Consider the following 17,609-nt stretch of genomic DNA (forward strand, 5'->3'; position numbering starts at 1 on the left):
ATAATTACCAAGTCTGAGTTGCTTTGAAAGTATCAAGCAACTTAGTTAGACCCGATTCGATATCTTTATCGTAGTTACCAGTTTCGTTGATGGTAGCCACAAGCTCAGCGTGTTCGTTACTAGCGTAAGCTAATAACGCAGCTTCGAAATCGCCAATTTTGTTGATTTCGATGTCGGTTAAATAACCTTTTTCAGCTGCGAACAGAGAAATTGCAGTTTCAGCCACAGATAGTGGGCTGTATTGCTTCTGCTTCATAAGTTCGGTTACACGCTGACCGTGCTCAAGCTGTGCACGAGTAGCATCATCAAGGTCAGATGCGAACTGTGCGAACGCTGCTAATTCAGCGTATTGAGCAAGGGCTAGACGGATACCACCACCAAGCTTCTTGATGATCTTGGTTTGAGCTGCACCACCAACACGAGATACCGAGATACCTGCGTTAACAGCAGGACGGATACCAGCGTTGAATAGGTTTGACTCAAGGAAGATCTGACCATCGGTGATTGAAATTACGTTAGTAGGAACGAACGCAGATACGTCACCCGCTTGAGTTTCAATGATAGGTAGAGCTGTTAATGAGCCAGTCTTACCTTTCACTTCACCGTTAGTGAACTTCTCTACATACTCTTCGTTTACACGAGCTGCACGCTCTAGTAGACGTGAGTGAAGATAGAAAACGTCACCTGGGAATGCTTCACGTCCAGGAGGACGACGAAGTAGTAGTGAGATTTGACGATAAGCAACAGCTTGCTTAGACAAATCATCGTATACGATTAGGGCATCTTCACCGCGGTCGCGGAAGTATTCACCCATAGTACAACCAGAATATGGCGCTAAGTATTGAAGTGCCGCTGCTTCAGAAGCAGACGCTACAACAACGATAGTGTTTTCAAGTGCACCGTGCTCTTCCAGAGAACGTACTACGTTAGCAACAGTAGAAGCCTTCTGGCCTACCGCTACGTAGATTGACTTGATGCCAGTGTCTTTCTGGTTGATGATTGCATCTAGTGCGATCGCAGATTTACCAACCTGACGGTCACCGATGATAAGCTCACGCTGACCACGACCGATTGGAATCATTGAGTCAATTGACTTGATACCAGTCTGAACTGGCTGGTCAACTGATTTACGATCGATAACACCTGGTGCTACAACTTCAACAGGAGAGAAACCATCGCTTTCGATAGGACCCTTACCGTCGATTGGCTCACCTAGAGTGTTAACAACACGGCCTAAAAGACCGCGACCTACTGGTACTTCCAAAATACGGCCAGTACCTTTAACTTTTACGCCTTCAGCAAGGTCCGCGTATGGACCCATAACTACCGCACCTACCGAATCACGGTCAAGGTTTAACGCGATAGCGTAACGGTTGCCAGGAAGTTCAATCATCTCACCTTGCATTACATCTGCAAGACCGTGGATGCGAATGATACCGTCAGTTACAGAAACGATAGTACCTTCGTTACGAGCTTCACTAACAACGTCGAATTGATCAATTCGAGATTTGATCAACTCAGCGATTTCAGTGGAATTCAATTGCATGCTCTTTTCCCCGATTAGGATTGCAATGAGTTAGCCATACGGTCCAGTTTACCGCGGACAGAACCGTCGATAACTGTATCACCAGCCTTGATAACAAGACCAGAAACCACATTGGCATCTACTGTGCAATTTAGCTTAACTTTACGAGCCAGACGCTTTTCAAGCGCGGCGCTCAATGAAGTAACTTGTTCTGCGCTTAATTCAACCGCAGAAGCTACATCTACAGAAACTTCTTTCTCATATTCCGCTTTTAATTCAACGAATTGAGAAACGATCTGTGGTAGCACCAACAAGCGTCCGTTTTCTGCCAGAATCTTAATAAAATTCTGGCCTTTGTCGTTGACCTGTTCCCCACATACTTTAAGGAACAAATCTGTTACCTGCTCAACGCCCATACCACCGGCTAAGTAGCCAGCAACGGTTTCGTTCTGGCTAACTTCAGATGCAAATACAAGCATCTCTAACCAGGCATCAACAGATTTTGCCTCAACGGCATACTCGAACGCTGCTTTCGCGTAAGGACGAGCAATGGTTGTCAATTCAGACATAGCTCAATCCTCTCTTAAAGTTCAGCAACTAGTTTGTCTAAGATGTCGCTGTGTTCAGCGGCATCGATAGAGCGCTCAAGAATTTTCTCGGCACCGGCAACGGCAAGTACGGCAACTTGTTGACGTAGTTCTTCACGTGCGCGGTTACGCTCTGATTCGATTTCTGCATGGCCAGAAGCGATGATTTTCTCACGCTCGGCTTTTGCTTTGTCTGCGGCTTCTTCGATAAGCTGAGCTTCACGCTTTTTCGCAGCATCAACAATCTCAGCAGCTTGAGCTTTCGCTTCTTTAAGCTGTGCTTTGATGTTGTCGCGAGCAAGCTCTAAGTCTTTCTCAGCTTTCTCACCGGCAGCAAGACCATCAGCGATAGTCTTTTGACGTTCTTCGATGGCACCAATGATTGGTGGCCATACGAACTTCATGCAGAAAATAACAAATACGATAAATGCTATCGATTCACCGATTAAAGTAGCATTCATGTTCATATTCGTAGCTCCTATATCTAATTAATTCGCAAGGGTTAAGTTATGTCTTATGCACCAACAGCGAATAGTAGATATAGACCGATACCAACACCGATCATCGCGATCGCATCGATAAGACCAGCAACGATGAACATTTTTACTTGAAGCTGTGGAGCTAGTTCTGGTTGACGAGCAGCAGACTCAAGGAATTTGCCACCTAGTAGACCGAAACCAATCGCAGTACCTAATGCACCTAAACCGATTAGTAGAGCAACAGCAATATATAACATGTGTATCTCCAGTTATTTTTTAGTTAGTTAAAGTTAAAAATTAAAAAGTAAAATTTGTATTCCCGACATCCCTGCCGTCACTCACGGGCAAATCGTTTGACTCACCCGTGCTCATCCTGAGTCTTAGTGATCTTCGTGCGCCAGGCTTAAGTACACGATGGTCAACATCATGAAGATAAACGCCTGAAGCGGAATAACTAGTAAGTGGAAAGCTGCCCATAAGAAATGTACAGGCAACTGGAATAAACCAATGGTTGCGATCAAAATAAAGATCAACTCACCCGCATATAGGTTACCGAACAGACGCAGCGCCAATGACACTGGACGGGCGATAAGGGTAACGGATTCAAGGATGAAGTTAACCGGAATAAAGGCCCAGTGGTTAAATGGTTGAAGGGTTAGTTCCTTCATGAAACCACCAAGTCCTTTTACTTTGATTGAGTAGTAGATGATCAGGAAGAACACACCAATACTCAGTGCGAACGTCATGTTCATGTCCGTAGTAGGTACGGATTTAATGTAAACATCTTCAGGGTTCATACCTAAGCCATACTGACCAATAAGACCAGCAACGGTTGGGATCCAGTCTACTGGTACCCAGTCCATGGCATTCATAAGTAATACCCAGACAAAAATTGTCAGTGAAAGGGGAGCGATAAGCGGGTTTTTACCGTGAAAGGTTTCTTTCACACTCTTGTCGACAAAATCGACAATCATTTCTACCGCGCATTGTAATTTCCCTGGAACGCCCGTCGATGCTTTTTTAGCAACGGAGCGGAAGGTAAGAAGAAAAATCAAACCGAGAACAATTGACCAACCTAAGGTGTCAACGTGGAGAGTCCAGAAGCCAGCGTCGGCGCATGCTTTGTTAAAAGCGATGCCGCTGTCCCCGGAACACATTGTCCAGTTAGTCAAATGGTGTTTGATATAAGAGCCTGTATCTGCAGCCATCTTTTATCCCAATTTTTGTTGATTAAAATGAAACTTGTTAACAATGGCATTCAACCATGGAACCAGCATTGTTATTGAATACGTTATAAAAAAGGCGGCTACGTTTAAATCGAGATACTTGAAACACAAGGCAAAAAGAATCGCAGTCAACACCAATTTTAATTTCACGCCACCGTAGAAAGAATCAACCACCTGTCTGGCCGCGCGTGCACCGGCAAATTTAAAAGCCTTATGTGCAAATACAAAATTAGGGATTACACTGACCATGCCACCAACCAAAGCTGATGTTGCGGCAGTTAATCCCCAACCGAAAAAACAAATTATAAAACTTAAGAGTGTGATGATAAATTGCAGAAGTACTTGTCTGTACGCATATTTTCTGCCGGGTTTCGCTAGCTTATTTTGCACCCGTTACTCCTAAGAAATCGCCCCAAACCCTTGATTCCACGTTAAATCTAGATGAATTCAAATTGGTTCTGATTTTTTTCTCGCCAAAAGCCAGCGCAAGTATACTGAATTAGGTTTTTTTTGCAACTTTATGAGGCACAACAAGCGCTAAAAGTGTGCAATTTTCAACACAGGTTTACAAACCCGAAAAATTAGCGATTCAGCGACAAAAAATTAGCGAATTTTCGATAAAATTCCGTCAAGCTCATCAAGGGATGCATAGCTGATCACCATTTTACCTTTGCCCTTGCGGTTATGCTGGATATCTACCGATGAACCGATGCGTTCAGCCAATTCCTGTTCGAGCTTCAGGGTATTGGCATCCTTCTCTTTTGCCGCTTTCGGTGCCACTGGTTCTAATACTTTTTTCACCAAAGCCTCGGTTTCGCGAACAGTGAGTTCTTTGGCAGCGACAGTTCTGGCTGTTGTGGTTTGTACATCGCCAGTTAACGCAAGTAGGGCGCGAGCGTGGCCCATATCGATGTCGCCGTTTTCAAGGAAAGTTTTAACGTCGGTGTTCAAACTATTAAGACGTAGTAAATTAGTCACAGTAGTGCGAGATTTACCAACCGCTTCTGCAACTTCCTGGTGGGTTAATTCAAATTCGGTTAGCAAGCGTTCAAGTGCGATAGCTTCTTCCATCGCATTTAAGTCTTCGCGCTGAATATTTTCAATCAGGGCGATAGCGACAGCCGATTCGTCGGCCACATCTTTGACAATACACGGAACGTTATCGACTTTAGCAAGCTGTGCGGCGCGCCAGCGACGTTCACCAGCAATAATTTCATAGCAACCAGCACCGACAGGACGAACCACGATTGGTTGGATAATTCCCTGAGCTCTGATCGAATGGCTGAGTTCTTCTAACGCCTCTTCCGACATGTCTTTACGAGGCTGGTATTTACCGGGCTGAAGGATATCAACTGGAAGCGTTCGCAATTCGTTTTCAGTAGCCGGTGCTTGTTCAGCGTCATTGCTTGTAGCTACTGGTCGCGGTGCCTGAGTTAATAATGCATCCAGGCCTCTACCCAGACCACGGCGTTTTGAAGGGCTCATTGATATTCCTGCCTAAACTAATTCTTCGCTTACAGCAACTTGCTGTTTTTTAAGTAATTCACCGGCTAACGCCAAATAAGCTTTAGCACCCGTTGATGACTTATCGTAATACATCGCCGGGGCACCAAAGCTTGGCGCTTCTGCCAGACGCACATTACGTGGGATCACAGTGCGATACACTTTATCGCCAAAATGACGCTTTAATTGTTCCGATACATCGTTTGCTAAACGATTACGCGGATCGTACATGGTACGCAAAATGCCTTCGATATGCAGATTGTTATTCACCACCTGCGACAACTTGGCAATGGTGTCCATCAATGCCGTTAAACCTTCCAGGGCATAGTATTCACATTGCATTGGTACCAATACCGAATCGGCAGCGCCCATGGCGTTGACGGTAAGCATGTTCAGGGAAGGTGGACAATCGATGATGATAAAATCGTAATACTCGCGAGCTTCTTTTAACGAATTGCGCAGACGCAACTCACGGGCAAACACTTCCATCAATTTGATTTCGGCCGCAGTTACATCGGTATTGGCAGCGATCAGATCATATTGCCCCATGGTATCTTTGACGATCACCTGTTCAAAAGGCTGTTCATCAATCAATAATTCATAACTGGTAGCGTGAACTTCATATTTATCGACGCCTGATCCCATAGTAGCGTTCCCTTGAGGATCCAAATCGATTAGCAATACTTTTCTTTTAGTCGCAGCCAGGGAAGCGGCTAAATTAACCGATGTTGTAGTTTTACCGACGCCACCTTTCTGGTTGGCGATTGCTATAATTTTTCCCACAGCGTCCCCGCAAAATTCGAATATGACGATTAAAGTGCGTTAGATTTTTTTAGTTCGATTAAATGTCGTTGCCCTTCAAGCTCCGGCACCTGAACCCGATGCGATTCCACCAGCTCAATGCCAACAGGCAATTGTTGCAGTTCTTGCTCAGGAAGAACACCTTTTAGTGCAAAAAAACGACCGTTTTCATCGATAAGATGTTCACACAAGCTTATCATATCCAGCAGAGAAGCAAAGGCTCTACTTAACACCCCGTCAAACGGGACTTGTGGCTGATATGCTTCAACGCGGCTAAGTACTGGTGTTACATTGGAAAGTTTTAATTGGAACACAACCTGACGTAAAAACGTAATGCGTTTTCCTAAGCTATCCAATAATACAAAATTTCTTTGCGGATACAAAATAGCCAATGGAATACCCGGTAAACCTGGTCCGGTACCAACATCGATAAAGCGTTCGCCGTGTAGAAAAGGTCCGTTGGCGATACTATCAAGAATGTGTTTAACTAGCATTTCTTCGGGATCTCGTACCGACGTCAGATTGTAGGCTTTGTTCCATTTATGCAAAAGCTCAACATAAGCCACCAGCAAATCTATCTGATGCTCGGTCACGGATAATTCGGACTGAGCAATTAAATCAGTTAATCGAGATTTCAAGTTCGTCATCGGTTGTTGCGTTCCAAAGGGCAGGGGCTGATAAACAAAGACCGGCTATTATCGCCGGTCTCGTTGTTAAGGTTAAGCAGTTTTTCTCAACAGACCATGTTTTTTCAGATAAACCAGCAATAACGATATTGCCGCCGGAGTGATCCCAGAAATCCGCGATGCCTTTCCCAAGGTTTCAGGGCGTGCGTCGGTCAGTTTTGCGACTACCTCGTTCGATAATCCGGAAATTTGGGAGAAATCAAAATCTGCTGGAATCAAGGTATCTTCATGACGTTTCTTTTTATCGATTTCATCTAACTGACGTTCGATATAACCGGCATACTTAATCTGAATTTCTACCTGCTCAGACGCTTGCTTATCTTCAAGTCCCGGGCCAAAGGCTTCGATCGTCATCAGATCCTCATAGCGGGTTTCCGGGCGACGTAGCAGATCTTCAACATTAGCTTCACGAGAAATTGGATTTTTTAACATTGGGTTAAGCTTTTCGGTAGCTTCATGGTCTTTTTGCACCCACAAACCACGTAAACGTTGACGCTCAACTTCAATGTTTTCCATTTTTTCGCAGAAACGCTGCCAACGCGCATCGCCTACCAGGCCTAATTCACGGCCTTTTTCCGTTAAACGAATATCGGCATTGTCTTCACGAAGTAACAAACGGTATTCCGCACGTGAAGTAAACATACGATATGGTTCTTTGGTACCTAAGGTTGAAAGATCGTCGATCAATACGCCCATGTATGCCTGTTCACGGCCTGGTGTCCAGCCTTCTTTGTCCTGAACACGACAAGCGGCATTCATACCGGCAACAAGGCCCTGGGCACCGGCTTCTTCATAGCCTGTAGTACCATTAATCTGTCCGGCAAAGAACAGATTCTGAATAAATTTGCTTTCCAGCGTTTGTTTTAGATCGCGAGGATCAAAGTAATCGTATTCAATCGCATAACCTGGACGGGTAATATGCGCATTTTCAAAACCTTTAATCGAGCGAACTAAATCCATTTGCACATCAAATGGCAAACTGGTTGAGATGCCGTTCGGGTAAACCTCATGGGTGGTCAGGCCTTCAGGCTCAACGAAAATCTGATGCGATGCTTTGTCAGCAAAACGCATAATTTTATCTTCAATCGATGGGCAATAACGAGGACCTACACCTTCGATCACGCCGGTATACATCGGTGATCGATCTAAACCTTGACGGATTACTTCGTGGGTTTTCTCATTCGTATGGGTGATGTAACACGGAATCTGCTGCGGATGATGTTCCGCTTTCCCCATAAACGAGAAGGTCGGTACTGGGGTATCGCCAGGTTGCTCCTGCATAGCGCTGAAATCCAACGTCCGCGCGTCCAGGCGCGGTGGAGTACCGGTTTTCAAACGCTCGATACGAAATGGCATATCACGTAAACGGCTAGCCAGATTTACTGAAGCCGGGTCGCCTGCACGGCCACCTTGATAGTTATTCAAGCCAATATGAATTTGTCCGGCAAGGAAAGTACCAACGGTTAAAACCACGGTTTTGCCTTTAAATTTCAGGCCCATTTGTGTGGAAACACCGACGATTTGATCATTTTCAAGGATCAAATCATCACATGGCTGTTGGAATATCGTTAGGTTTTCTTGGTTTTCCAAGTAGTTACGTACATAAGCCTTATATAAAAGGCGATCAGCCTGAGCTCGTGTGGCACGTACTGCAGGACCTTTGGAAGAGTTTAACGTACGAAACTGGATCCCGCCGTGATCAATGGCCTCAGCCATCAACCCCCCTAGGGCATCAATTTCTTTTACCAGGTGACCTTTACCAATACCACCAATGGCAGGGTTACAGGACATAGCACCCAGAGTATCAATGTTATGAGTCAGCAATAATGTTTTACAACCCATACGAGCTGCCGCAAGACTAGCTTCCGTACCAGCATGACCACCTCCAACAACAATGACGTCAAAGGAATCTTGATACCACATAAAAGAAAAACCTCAGTTAATGAATAAAGAAATAAACCCTTAAGCTGATATGTCAAATCAAGTGAGTTTATAAGGTCGTATATTCTACCTTTAATTACCAAGCAGGGAAACGATCAAAATGTTAAAAGATCGAACGGTGGATCCTTAATAATATATAAAGATCTATATATAGATCTTATTATTATCTTTTATTAAGGAAGGCCTTTTCTGTTGATAACTAAATAAAAGCCTTTGTTTATAATGAATTGGATAAGATCAGATCCTGTGATCAAGGTTGGATCTGATCATGTATTGCCTCTGATCAAAAGCCCTGTTTATCCACAGCGGATCTTTCTTAAAATATTGTGCACTGAATAATAAAGGATAATTAAGGGGTTGATCACTGACTTATTCACAATCGGCTTTTTTTAGATCGTAAACTGTGAATAAGTTATTTATAACTGATCCAAATGATCGCGAATCCACTGTTCTGCGATCGCTTCTGGATCGATGTCGTCGTCCATATCGATACAAAACAGTTCTATTAACTCTTTAGAACTTTTCTCTAACATATTGTTTCTTATGTTTTTTCCTGCCATACAGAAAGTGTCGTAGTTGCTATCACCGACGGCGATCACGAAAAACTTAAGATCGCTCATCGATTGATCATATGCACAGAGATCTTCCACAAAACTTTCAATGTTTTCCGGGTAATCGCCAGCACCGTGTGTAGACGTACAGATAATCCAGGTTTGCTGATTTTGCTCAATTTCTGAAAATTGTGGTTGGAAATGCAATTCACACTGATGATCTGCTTCGGTTAAAACCGCTTCTACGGCTTCGGCAATGTATTCGGTTCCGCCCAACATACTGCCGACAATGATTTGAAATGATGACATAGCCTTTCCCTGATATTCGATTGGCTTGGATAAAGGTGGTTATTGTAACAGGAATAGTAGAAACGGATAAAAGCAAACTGCATGCTGTAAAGGAAGTGGCATGCAGTATGGGCAAAGAGCACGCGATAAAAGGAATATGCTCGAACTGAAAGCAACGAGCATGCGATAAAAGTATCGCTCCTGGCACGTTGATGTCATCAACTCCTGGCACACGTAGTTCCTAGCGGTGATGGCGCGAGCTCCTGGTTTATACCCGGAAAACTTACAAAAGCGTCATTCCGTGATACTACACGGAATCTCAGGTTTGGGTTTTGCTAGGTATATAAATAGAGGCTCTGTAAAGGGAGGGAGATCCCGGCATACGCCGGGATGACGCAGATTCCTCACGCCGTCGGAGATCCCGGTCTACACCGAAGGAGATCCCGGCCGACGCCGGGATGACGCAGATTCCTAACGCAAGGATGACTCAATACAAAACGTCATTCCGTGATACTACACGGAATCTGAGGTTTGGTTTTGGCTTGGTATATTAGTGAAGGCTTGTGAGGGAAGGGAGATCCCGACATACGCCGGGATGACTCGGCACCCTAGCTGACGCGGCGGGAGCCTCGTCACTTACCTATACAGAATGAGGAGAATATTTGCCCGAGCAAATCGTCACTGGTGAATTCACCGGTGATCTCATTTAGTGCTTGCTGGGTGATACGCAATTCTTCTGCAAGAATTTCGCCCGCCATAAAAGAAAGCAGTTGCTCCTGGCCGGTCATAAGGTGTTGCTGCGCGGTTTCCAGTGCTTGTATATGGCGACGACGCGCCATAAAGCCGCCTTCGGCGTTACCTTCATAGCCCATACATTGTTTAAGGTGATCCGTTAACGCCGCCATACCATTACCGGTTTTTGCTGACAGGGTAATGGTGGGTTTGTCATGGGAAACTTGAAAACCACAAGTTTGACCGCTGATATCCGCTTTATTGCGAATAATAGTCAGTCCCATATTTTCTGGCAGCTGATTAAAAAACTCCGGCCAAAAATTCGTTGGATCAATGCTATCGTCCTGTTGCGAGTCGATCATTAGCAATACCCGGTCGGCTTGCTTGATTTCTTTCCAGGCCCGTTCGATACCTATTTGTTCAACTTTATCCGGACTTTCTCGAAGACCTGCAGTATCAATAATATGTAGCGGCATACCATCAATGTGTATCTGCTCGGATAACACATCGCGAGTGGTACCTTCGATATCGGTAACAATGGCTGACTCTTTGCCACTTAATGCATTTAACAGGCTCGATTTACCGGCATTGGGGCGACCAGCAATGACAACCCGCATACCTTCACGAATGATTGCCCCCTGTTGGGCTTTGGCAAGGACATCTGCAACTTGTTCAATTAATCCTTTAAGAGAAGAGCTGACCTTTTCATCGGCGAGAAAATCAATTTCTTCTTCTGGAAAATCGATTGCCGCTTCAACGTACATTCGCAGATGGATGACATCATCAACAAGTTGATGCACAAGCTTGGAAAAATCACCTTGCAGGGAGTGCAGAGCCGCTCGCGCCGCTTGCTCCGAACTTGAGTTGATCAAATCGGCAATGGCTTCAGCCTGGGTCAGATCTAATTTGTCGTTTAAAAAAGCCTGCTCGGAAAACTCACCGGGCTTAGCCATGCGAATGTTGTCCAGGCTGACAATGTGCTTTAACAACATGTCGAGAATAACCGGACCACCATGACCTTGCAGTTCCAGCACGTCTTCACCAGTAAAAGAGTTTGGTCCCTTAAAAAATAACGCGATTCCCTGGTCAATCACCTGTTGGTCTTGATCATAAAATGGCAGATATTCCGCGTAACGGGTTTTCGGTACTTTACCCAGCAGCTTTTTAGCAGCCTGGCCGGCTAGTGGACCGGATACTCGAATAATACCTACGCCACCTCGACCTGGAGGTGTTGCCTGGGCGGCAATGGTTTCGGTATTGCTTAAACTCTTTTCGGACATAAACAGAAGTTAACTCATTTAAATATGGGATGAATTATAACCCAAGGTGAGTAAGCGAAAAAGCTTAACGCTCAGTGCTTAAACGATAAAAAAGGCAGCCTTGATAGCTGCCGAAGGGGAAATTAGAAATATTATATATCCAGAGTCTGAACTTATTTAAAGCCCCACATACCAATATTATCGATTTTTAATCGCCTAGGTTGGCTTAGCAGATAGACAATCATAGAAGCGAGATCCTGATTTTGAATAAGGCTGTTATTCACTGCTTCCTGATCGGTTTTCTGAGATTGGATTAATGCCGGGTTAAGGGTATGAACATGGATATCAAACTCCCGGACTTCTTCTTGCAAGGCTTTACCAAGGCCAAGCATGGCAAATTTAGAAGCACAATAGACACCGGCATTAGCGTAACCATTTAAAGCCGCCTGTGATGCAATGTTAATGATATAGCCTTCCCTGCCTTCGACCATGGCAGGTAATAGCGCTTTTGACATTAAGAACGCGCCCTTCACATTGGTATCCATAACACTGTCCCAGTCCGCTTCGCTGGTTTTCCAGACTAAGGTGTCTTTACCAAATCCACTGTTGTTTACAAGCACATGTACGGTACCAAATTGCTGCTGAACCATAGAGGTAAACTCACTGACCTGGGCACTATCGGCAACATCACAAACGGAGCCGATAATTTTTCCTGGAAAGGATTTACTCAATTCGTTAACGGTAGCCGTAATTGTTGACTCCGTTCTTGAACAAATCGCGACTTTCATGCCCTGGTTTAGCAGGTATTCGGTTATGGTTCTGCCTAACCCTTTGCCGCCACCAGTCACAATCGCGACTTTATCTTGTAATGAATAGTTTTCGTTTAATGGATTTGTCATGTTGATTACCTTAAGGTAAGTCCTGGCCGCGAGCGGATACATAGAGCGAGTACCAGTGTTCGCGACTAAGGGGGATGTTAAGGGCCTGGGCACAAGCTCTAATACGAGCAGGATTTGTCGTGCCAAGAACCGGTTGGATGTTAGCAGGGTGGCGCAACAAAAATGCGATGACAATAGCTTCGCGGCTAACCTGATAATCATTAGCAAGGCGCGCAACCAAATCTGCGGTTTGCTGAATATGCTGAGGTTGTTGGGATACATCCTGACCGGTGAATAAGCCTTGGCTCAAGCTTCCCCAGGCCTGAATCTGAATATTATGTTGCTGGCAATAGGCCATCATTGAGGCATCAAAATTACCATTTTGTGGTCCATAGACATTGGTATTAATATTTTGCTCAAGCCAGTCAAGACGACTCAAACTCAACTCCAATTGGTTACTTACCAAAGGAACATCAAGCGCGGATTGCAAAAACGCCAATTGAGTCGAGTGCATATTGGATACACCAAAGCTCGCTACCTTTCCAGCTTGTTGTAACTCGGAAAATGCCTCGGCAACTTCTTCAACTTCCATGAGTGGATCCGGGCGATGCAGCATCAATATATCGAGCTTGTCGGTATTTAACCGTTTGAGGATGTTATCAACGGATTGCTGAATCCAGGTTTTGGAAAAATCGAAACGCTTAGGGCCATTTTCATCTTCAAAGCGAATCCCGCATTTTGATTGCAGAATCAGCTGTTCGCGAAGTTCAGGACGTTGCTGTAGGACTTTACCAAAAACTTGCTCGGCTTTGCCAAAGGTATAGATATCAGCATGATCAAACACATTGATGCCGGCTTCCAGACCGGTATCAATTAATTGGTGGGCCTGCTTAATATCAGCATCGTTGATTGGGTTTTGATTCCAACCTCCGCCAAGGCCCATACAACCTATAACCAAAGGACTTACATTGTCGATGTGTCGACTCAAGGGAATTGTTTTATTCATGACATGATAAGGAATACTTATGAATACGCTTATTATCCTAGAAATTTTGTTTCACTAAAATTAAATAAATAAGAATTCATTGATTGATATAAAATACAATTGAGAAGTTTACGCTAGATTTTTTGGATACCTTGGATTATTCAATGAAAGAACATAAAAAGCTTGAGCGACTGATGCTATTTGCTGAAGTTGCTAGCCAGTTAAGTTTTACCCGTGCCGCCGACAAGCTTGGAATGTCCCGGGGGTATTTATCTACACAAATGCGAGCCCTTGAGCAGCAGCTCGGCAATAAGCTGTTAATTCGCTCCACCCGCAGTGTGCGCTTGACAGCGGCGGGTGAGAAAGTGCTGAAGTCGGCAAAGCATATTCAACAAACTATGTTAGAAATGGAACGACTCACCGAGCAGGATAGTCAGGACATTAGCGGTGTCATTAAAATCACCGCGCCGTTGCAGTTTAATCAAAGCGTGTTGGTAAACCTTTGCTCCGCTTTTAATCAAAAGTACCCACAAGTTTCATTCGCCATTGATTCCAGTTATGACCGCAGAGATTTAATCTCTTCAGATTTTGATTTGGCGTTTCGCGCCACCAAAAATCCGCCGGAAAATATGATTGCCCGGAAGCTGTTTTCTTACCAGCACTGCCTAGTGGCATCGTCGGATTATTTGCAACGTAAAGGGACGCCGAAAACGATAGAGGATTTGCAACGTCATCAGTGTTTAACAGGGTTGGAGCAGGGCGACTGGAATTTAGCTGGAACTAATATTGAGATAAATGGCTGGCTAAAGGTAAATGATAATTTGCTATTGAAGCATCAGGCTATGGCCGGGCAAGGTGTGGTGAAAGTACCGGATTATTTTGTTAGTGACGAAGTCGAAAAGGGGTCTTTGGTTACTTTAATGGAGCAATTTAAACAGAGCCCAAATGATATGTATTTGCTATACCCACAGTTGGTTTATCAATCCAAAAGAGTTGCAACCTTTATTGACTTTATCGCGGCAGAGTTTTCGTAAAAATAAAAAGGCCTGCAACTGCAGGCCTTTGTTTGGAATTTAGTAACGTATTACTTCTTCGAAGCTTTCGCTTTTCCTTGCTCTTCGGATTTTTCAATTTCACGGAAAATCCACAGCATCTGAACTATGGTGATCAAGTTAGACGCTAACCAGTATAGTACCAGACCTGATGGGAACCACAGGAAGAAGAAGGTGAAGAATACTGGCATCCATTGCATCATTTTTTGCTGCATTGGATCGGTTGCCATATTTGGCTGTAGCTTCTGCATTAACCACATAGATGCACCCATCAATAATGGCAATACAAAGTATGGGTCCATCGAAGACAGGTCGGTGATCCAGAGAACAAATGGTGCGTGACGTAGTTCCACACTTTCCATAAATACCCAGTACAATGCCAGGAATATCGGCATTTGAATCAACAACGGTAGACAACCGCCAGCAGGGTTTACTTTCTCTTTCTTATATAGCTCCATCATCGCCTGAGACATTTTCTGACGGTCATCGCCATAGCGCTCTTTCAGAGCCTGCATCTTCGGCTGGACCTTACGCATTTTTGCCATTGAGGTGTATTGCGCTTTCGTCAGTGGATATAAAAACATCTTCACGATGATGGTCGTGATGATAATGGCGATACCCCAGTTACCAACACCAAAACCTAAATCGATTTCAATTAAACCAAGAAAGTTAATCCAACCAGATTGAATGAAAATCAATAGGGCAAACAGCGCCTCACTGATAAACCACAACGGACCGTAATCAACGGTTAAGTTCAGGTCTTCAGCAATGTCTTCCAACGCTTTTTGATCTTTAGGGCCTACATAGAATACGGCTGATACCGTTTCTGTGCTGCCTGGAGCAATGGTTACGCTTGGTTGCTTAAAGCCAATAATCGCCTGGCCTTTACTGGCATTGTAACTGCTGTAAATTTCGTTTGTTGTTGTCTTATTTGGAACCCAGGCACTGACAAAATAGTGCTGAAGCATGGCAACCCAACCAGCTTTGGTCTTAGTATTTAGGTTGCTTTCTTCGATATCATCAAACGGTAGCTTTTCGTAGCGTGTTTCACTGGTGTTGTATGCCGTACCACGGTAGGTTGGCATAAACATAGAACCATCATCTTCGATGTAACTGTCCTGTTTTAGCTGACCGAATAAGGTCACACTGGCATCGATGGCATTGTTGTTCTTAACAATGTATTCAACGTCGACATCATATTTACCTTGCTTTAAGGTGAAGCGCTTGATGTAGTCGATGCCATTATTGCTATGGGTTAAGTCAACAACCAGAGATTCCCCTGACATTTTGTATTCGGTTTTTTCAGCAACATAAGTCGCACGCTTATTGCCTTTCGAATCTCCCTGAGCGCCAACTAATCCAGATTGCGCAACGTAAGTAAAACCGCTATTGGTCAGGATTGGCATGGCTTCGCCACTACCTTGTTCCGTCTCATATTGCAAAAGCTTAGCGCCTTCAATATCACCGCCGCGGGTATTGATTTTTAGCTCTAAAACATCAGAAGCGATGGTGATAATACCACCTTTGCCCGAAACGTTTTGAGCGGTAGGTGCTTGCTCATTGGCCTGTGGAATAAAATCATCGTCGCCAGACTGTTGCTCTGGGGACTGGCTCGCAGTTTGAGTTTCTACTGGAGGTTGCGGCGCATTATCAACTTGCCACTGTTGAAACAGTAAGAAACTAACTACCAGTAATGCTATAAATAGCAAACCGCGTTGTGATTCCATAATTTGTTAATTCTCTTGTTTAGATTTAGGAACGGGGTCATCTCCACCCTCGTTTAAAGGATGGCATTTTAATATACGTTTAATTGCTAACCAACTACCTTTTACAGCTCCAAAGCGTTTAATTGCCGTGATTGCATAACTGGAACAGGTTGGATTGAATCGACAATTGTTTCCCAGAAGTGGACTGAGCCAGCGCTGGTAGGCTTTTATCGGGGCAATAACTAACGTTTGTGCCGCTGTCTGATTTTTCGCCATATTTTTTCCAATTGTTGATTAATCTCTTCATTCTCGAGCTGATCAATCCCTGACTTTACCATAACAACTAAATCAACGGCAGGAAGTTTATGCTGATTTAAGCGAAAACTTTCTCGAACCAGACGTTTTATTCGATTTCTTTGTACGGCAAGTTTGACCCGTTTTTTGGCAATAGCCATGCCTAAACGGTTGTCATCGTTTTTATTGGTAGTTATTAATATGGTGAAATGGCTTGAGCCGTATCGAGAAGGGTGGTCAAAAACTTGTTGGAATTGACCGGGAGTCAGCAGACGCGACTCCCGATTAAAACTGTAGGTACCCATGTGGGTAATAATCCTTATTAAGAAGGATTAAGCGCTAAGCTTAGCACGACCTTTAGCACGACGACGTGCAATTACAGCACGACCGTTTTTAGTTGCCATGCGAGCACGGAAACCGTGGTTACGCTTACGCTTTAATACGCTAGGTTGAAATGTTCTTTTCATGACGCTATCCCGTTAAGTTTGTTTGCTATGCGAAAACAAACGTTTTCGAGCACTGTGTTAAAAAATGAGGCCGAATTCTAAATAGATTAGGCGATAAAGTCAACGATATTTATAAAAAGAGTTTATAAAGGATCCTTAGGTGGATCCTTTATATAGGCAGGTAATCCCAAGGTCCGTGAATTAGTATAGTCGAGGGATCCTTAACTTTTAAATAAGTCGTTTCAATCGTTAATTTCAGGTAAAAATCCTGGATAAATCATTCGTTGAGATTGGTTTGATGATCAAACCAACGGTATTGGAGGATCTTTGCCGCTTTATATAAGTAAAAAGTATTTATATCCACAGTTTTATAACAAAAAATCTGGAATTCTGTCCGTTATTGCAATTTAACGGGAAAATTTAACATATTTTTGCAGAATTTCAGGTGGAATATTGTCTTGTTAAAATCACCAAAACCCTTTAAAAATGCTTGCTTAATAAAAAAGATCGTTTTTTTTAAAGATAAAGCCTTCGGGTGTATTGCACTTGTGGATAACCAAGGTGATAATGGCTCGATAACAAAAAAAATTCACAGGACAATCTTGCTACCTTCTCTGTTCTTTACCCATTAATACATCGGATAGTAGCCCCTAATTTCCAGGAGTACTGA

19 protein-coding genes are annotated in these 17,609 nt (G+C 43.9%); 1 reads left to right on the plus strand and 18 read right to left on the minus strand.

What is annotated here, in order from left to right; all coding sequences use genetic code 11:
• Positions 1-4: 4 nt before the first annotated feature.
• The 14 genes from atpA to FNC98_RS16720 all read right to left on the minus strand — a co-directional run bounded on the left by atpA (position 5) and on the right by FNC98_RS16720 (position 13,462).
• The gene (gene atpA, locus FNC98_RS16655; protein WP_144035375.1) at positions 5-1,546 is read right to left on the minus strand and encodes a F0F1 ATP synthase subunit alpha; all 1,542 of its coding nucleotides are present in this window, start codon (positions 1,544-1,546) and stop codon (positions 5-7) included.
• A 14-nt stretch (positions 1,547-1,560) separates the two neighbouring features.
• A complete protein-coding gene (gene atpH, locus FNC98_RS16660; protein ID WP_144035376.1) occupies positions 1,561-2,094 on the minus strand; it encodes a F0F1 ATP synthase subunit delta in 534 nt (177 codons plus the stop codon).
• A 14-nt stretch (positions 2,095-2,108) separates the two neighbouring features.
• Positions 2,109-2,579 carry a F0F1 ATP synthase subunit B gene (gene atpF / locus FNC98_RS16665; RefSeq protein WP_144035377.1) on the minus strand — a complete coding sequence of 157 codons (471 nt, stop codon included), beginning with the start codon at positions 2,577-2,579 and terminating at the stop codon, positions 2,109-2,111.
• A 47-nt stretch (positions 2,580-2,626) separates the two neighbouring features.
• Complete coding sequence (gene atpE, locus FNC98_RS16670) at positions 2,627-2,848, minus strand: F0F1 ATP synthase subunit C (RefSeq protein ID WP_089153031.1); 222 nt, start codon at positions 2,846-2,848, stop codon at positions 2,627-2,629.
• 123 nt (positions 2,849-2,971) lie between these two features.
• Complete coding sequence (gene atpB / locus FNC98_RS16675; protein WP_144035378.1) at positions 2,972-3,799, minus strand: F0F1 ATP synthase subunit A; 828 nt, start codon at positions 3,797-3,799, stop codon at positions 2,972-2,974.
• Positions 3,800-3,802: 3 nt separating this feature from the next.
• Positions 3,803-4,207 (minus strand): F0F1 ATP synthase subunit I, encoded by a 405-nt coding sequence (locus FNC98_RS16680; protein WP_144035379.1) that lies wholly within the window; start codon positions 4,205-4,207, stop codon positions 3,803-3,805.
• A 213-nt stretch (positions 4,208-4,420) separates the two neighbouring features.
• Positions 4,421-5,302, minus strand: coding sequence for a ParB/RepB/Spo0J family partition protein (locus FNC98_RS16685; protein WP_144035380.1), 882 nt, complete (start codon positions 5,300-5,302; stop codon positions 4,421-4,423).
• 12 nt (positions 5,303-5,314) lie between these two features.
• Complete coding sequence (locus tag FNC98_RS16690; RefSeq protein WP_144035381.1) at positions 5,315-6,103, minus strand: ParA family protein; 789 nt, start codon at positions 6,101-6,103, stop codon at positions 5,315-5,317.
• A 29-nt stretch (positions 6,104-6,132) separates the two neighbouring features.
• Positions 6,133-6,768, minus strand: a complete 636-nt coding sequence (gene rsmG, locus FNC98_RS16695; RefSeq protein WP_144035382.1) for a 16S rRNA (guanine(527)-N(7))-methyltransferase RsmG — start codon at positions 6,766-6,768, stop codon at positions 6,133-6,135.
• A 72-nt stretch (positions 6,769-6,840) separates the two neighbouring features.
• The gene (gene mnmG / locus FNC98_RS16700; protein WP_144035383.1) at positions 6,841-8,730 is read right to left on the minus strand and encodes a tRNA uridine-5-carboxymethylaminomethyl(34) synthesis enzyme MnmG; all 1,890 of its coding nucleotides are present in this window, start codon (positions 8,728-8,730) and stop codon (positions 6,841-6,843) included.
• 434 nt (positions 8,731-9,164) lie between these two features.
• Entirely contained in the window at positions 9,165-9,608 is a 444-nt protein-coding gene (locus tag FNC98_RS16705) for a flavodoxin domain-containing protein (protein ID WP_144035384.1), read from the minus strand.
• A 611-nt stretch (positions 9,609-10,219) separates the two neighbouring features.
• A complete protein-coding gene (gene mnmE, locus FNC98_RS16710; protein ID WP_144035385.1) occupies positions 10,220-11,599 on the minus strand; it encodes a tRNA uridine-5-carboxymethylaminomethyl(34) synthesis GTPase MnmE in 1,380 nt (459 codons plus the stop codon).
• 152 nt (positions 11,600-11,751) lie between these two features.
• Positions 11,752-12,477: an SDR family oxidoreductase gene (locus FNC98_RS16715; protein WP_144035386.1), complete on the minus strand. Its 726-nt coding sequence runs from the start codon at positions 12,475-12,477 to the stop codon at positions 11,752-11,754.
• Positions 12,478-12,487: 10 nt separating this feature from the next.
• Positions 12,488-13,462, minus strand: coding sequence for an aldo/keto reductase family oxidoreductase (locus FNC98_RS16720; protein ID WP_144035387.1), 975 nt, complete (start codon positions 13,460-13,462; stop codon positions 12,488-12,490).
• Between the two features lie 143 nt (positions 13,463-13,605).
• Here FNC98_RS16720 and FNC98_RS16725 point away from each other — a divergent pair, with 143 nt between their 5' ends.
• Positions 13,606-14,475 (plus strand): LysR family transcriptional regulator, encoded by an 870-nt coding sequence (locus FNC98_RS16725; protein WP_144035388.1) that lies wholly within the window; start codon positions 13,606-13,608, stop codon positions 14,473-14,475.
• A 50-nt stretch (positions 14,476-14,525) separates the two neighbouring features.
• Here the strand turns inward: FNC98_RS16725 and yidC are convergent, their stop codons facing one another.
• From yidC to rpmH, 4 genes are read right to left on the minus strand one after another with little or no spacing between them, the layout of a single operon-like run.
• The gene (gene yidC, locus FNC98_RS16730) at positions 14,526-16,220 is read right to left on the minus strand and encodes a membrane protein insertase YidC (RefSeq protein ID WP_144035389.1); all 1,695 of its coding nucleotides are present in this window, start codon (positions 16,218-16,220) and stop codon (positions 14,526-14,528) included.
• 6 nt (positions 16,221-16,226) lie between these two features.
• Positions 16,227-16,475 (minus strand): membrane protein insertion efficiency factor YidD, encoded by a 249-nt coding sequence (gene yidD, locus FNC98_RS16735; RefSeq protein WP_144035390.1) that lies wholly within the window; start codon positions 16,473-16,475, stop codon positions 16,227-16,229.
• Positions 16,442-16,798, minus strand: coding sequence for a ribonuclease P protein component (gene rnpA / locus FNC98_RS16740; protein ID WP_144035391.1), 357 nt, complete (start codon positions 16,796-16,798; stop codon positions 16,442-16,444). The genes yidD and rnpA overlap by 34 nt, the downstream gene beginning before the upstream one ends.
• A gap of 27 nt (positions 16,799-16,825) precedes the next feature.
• Complete coding sequence (rpmH, locus tag FNC98_RS16745) at positions 16,826-16,960, minus strand: 50S ribosomal protein L34 (RefSeq protein ID WP_068547039.1); 135 nt, start codon at positions 16,958-16,960, stop codon at positions 16,826-16,828.
• Positions 16,961-17,609: the final 649 nt, after the last annotated feature.

This window comes from Thalassotalea sp. PS06 (assembly GCF_007197775.1).
GTDB lineage: Bacteria > Pseudomonadota > Gammaproteobacteria > Enterobacterales > Alteromonadaceae > Thalassotalea_A.

Bases quoted from the DNA above. Each gene is read 5' to 3' on its own strand.
- rpmH (WP_068547039.1), bottom strand. From the start codon at position 16,960: ATGAAAAGAACATTTCAACCTAGCGTATTAAAGCGTAAGCGTAACCAC.
- mnmE (WP_144035385.1), bottom strand. From the start codon at position 11,599: ATGTCCGAAAAGAGTTTAAGCAATACCGAAACCATTGCCGCCCAGGCA.
- atpE (WP_089153031.1), bottom strand. From the start codon at position 2,848: ATGTTATATATTGCTGTTGCTCTACTAATCGGTTTAGGTGCATTAGGT.
- FNC98_RS16720 (WP_144035387.1), bottom strand. From the start codon at position 13,462: ATGAATAAAACAATTCCCTTGAGTCGACACATCGACAATGTAAGTCCT.
- rnpA (WP_144035391.1), bottom strand. From the start codon at position 16,798: ATGGGTACCTACAGTTTTAATCGGGAGTCGCGTCTGCTGACTCCCGGT.
- yidD (WP_144035390.1), bottom strand. From the start codon at position 16,475: ATGGCGAAAAATCAGACAGCGGCACAAACGTTAGTTATTGCCCCGATA.
- mnmG (WP_144035383.1), bottom strand. From the start codon at position 8,730: ATGTGGTATCAAGATTCCTTTGACGTCATTGTTGTTGGAGGTGGTCAT.
- atpH (WP_144035376.1), bottom strand. From the start codon at position 2,094: ATGTCTGAATTGACAACCATTGCTCGTCCTTACGCGAAAGCAGCGTTC.
- atpA (WP_144035375.1), bottom strand. From the start codon at position 1,546: ATGCAATTGAATTCCACTGAAATCGCTGAGTTGATCAAATCTCGAATT.
- FNC98_RS16685 (WP_144035380.1), bottom strand. From the start codon at position 5,302: ATGAGCCCTTCAAAACGCCGTGGTCTGGGTAGAGGCCTGGATGCATTA.
- FNC98_RS16705 (WP_144035384.1), bottom strand. From the start codon at position 9,608: ATGTCATCATTTCAAATCATTGTCGGCAGTATGTTGGGCGGAACCGAA.
- atpF (WP_144035377.1), bottom strand. From the start codon at position 2,579: ATGAACATGAATGCTACTTTAATCGGTGAATCGATAGCATTTATCGTA.
- rsmG (WP_144035382.1), bottom strand. From the start codon at position 6,768: ATGACGAACTTGAAATCTCGATTAACTGATTTAATTGCTCAGTCCGAA.
- atpB (WP_144035378.1), bottom strand. From the start codon at position 3,799: ATGGCTGCAGATACAGGCTCTTATATCAAACACCATTTGACTAACTGG.
- yidC (WP_144035389.1), bottom strand. From the start codon at position 16,220: ATGGAATCACAACGCGGTTTGCTATTTATAGCATTACTGGTAGTTAGT.
- FNC98_RS16715 (WP_144035386.1), bottom strand. From the start codon at position 12,477: ATGACAAATCCATTAAACGAAAACTATTCATTACAAGATAAAGTCGCG.
- FNC98_RS16725 (WP_144035388.1), top strand. From the start codon at position 13,606: ATGAAAGAACATAAAAAGCTTGAGCGACTGATGCTATTTGCTGAAGTT.